General features: G+C 64.8%; 2 protein-coding genes. Both read left to right on the plus strand.

The features are described from left to right. Positions 1 to 66 precede the first annotated feature (66 nt). Positions 67 to 396 carry a transposase gene (locus ACLD7X_RS16830; RefSeq protein WP_411424838.1) on the plus strand — a complete coding sequence of 110 codons (330 nt, stop codon included), beginning with the start codon at positions 67 to 69 and terminating at the stop codon, positions 394 to 396. An 8-nt stretch (positions 397 to 404) separates the two neighbouring features. Next, positions 405 to 1289, plus strand: a complete 885-nt coding sequence (locus ACLD7X_RS16835; RefSeq protein ID WP_411424839.1) for an IS3 family transposase — start codon at positions 405 to 407, stop codon at positions 1287 to 1289. The last annotated feature ends 29 nt before the right edge of the window (positions 1290 to 1318 follow it).

The raw sequence follows: 1318 nt of genomic DNA on the forward strand, positions 1-1318 counted from the left end.
TGGGCTTCCCCCGGTTTTGAGGACAAGTCGTTAGGGGTCACGCCATGACCACCAGACTGTCTATCGATGACCAACCCCACCAGAACCCGGCGCCGGTTTACGCCGCAGCAGAAGGAGGAGGCCGTGGAGCTCTGCCTGCAGGAGGGGCTCTCCTGCAATGCCGTTGCTGAGCGGCTTGGGCTTCCCTCCAGCAGCCTGGCCCGCTGGGTACGGCAGGCCCGCATCGATCGCGGCCAGGCCGGTCCCCGTGACCAGGGCCTGCTCACCAGCGAGGAGAGGGCTGAACTGGCCCGGCTCCGCAAGGAGAACCGAGAGCTAAGGAGGGAGAAGGATTTTTTCAGGCTGGCGGCAGCGCACTTTGCAAAAGAGCAGCTGCCGCCGAGAGGTTTCGCCTGATCGATCAGCTGGCCGCTCAGCACTCGGTGGCCTGGCTGTGCCGGCAGCTGGGTGTGGCCCGCAGTGGCTTCTATGCCTGGCGGCAGCGGCAGGAGGCGCCGGGAAAGCGAGCGGCCGAGAACGCGGCGATCACCGCTGAGATCACGGCGGTGTTCCAGGTGCATCGCGGCTTCTACGGATCCCCGCGGATCCATCAGGAGCTGCGGGCCTCGGGGCGCCACATCGGCCGCCATCGGGTGGCCAGGCTGATGCGCCGTGCTGAGCTCAGGGCCAGAACCCGCAAGGCGTTCAGGCCCTGCTCCAAGGCCGGCAGAGGCGCCGTTGGGGTGGTGGAGAACCTGCTCCAGCAGGAGTTCCAACCCGCGGCGCCCAACCGTTGCTGGGCCGGCGACATCACCTACATCCGTACGAGCGCCGGCTGGCGGTATCTCGCTGTCTGGATCGATCTGTTCAGCCGCCGCGTCGTCGGTTGGACGCTGGATCAGCGGATGGATACAGCCTTGGTGATCGAGGCCCTCAACCGCGCCCTCGGTCATCGCCAGGTGGCGCCCGATCAGCTGCTGATCCACACTGATCAGGGCAGCCAGTACCGGGCCAACGACTACCGGGAGCTGCTCCAGAAGGAGAAGATCACCTGCAGCATGTCCGCCAAGGGCTGCTGCTGGGACAACGCGGTGGTGGAGAGCTTTTTCTCCACCCTGAAACTGGAGCGGAACCTCGATGACGATCGAGAGGTCCTGATTTCACCTCAGCAGCTGCAGCGTGATCTGGCCTTTTGGATCGAGGGCTACTACAACCGCGAGCGGCGTCATTCAACGATCGGCTACCTGAGTCCGATCGACTACGAGCAGGCGTTCATCACTGCCCGTACACTCATCCCTATGAACCCCTGATCGGTGTCCACGAAATCGGGGGAACCCCA

The organism is Aphanothece microscopica RSMan92, assembly GCF_046613545.2.
Classification (GTDB): domain Bacteria; phylum Cyanobacteriota; class Cyanobacteriia; order PCC-6307; family Cyanobiaceae; genus NIES-981.

Excerpts from the sequence above, each read along its gene's own strand:
- ACLD7X_RS16830 (WP_411424838.1), top strand. The coding sequence starts at position 67 with ATGACCAACCCCACCAGAACCCGGCGCCGGTTTACGCCGCAGCAGAAG.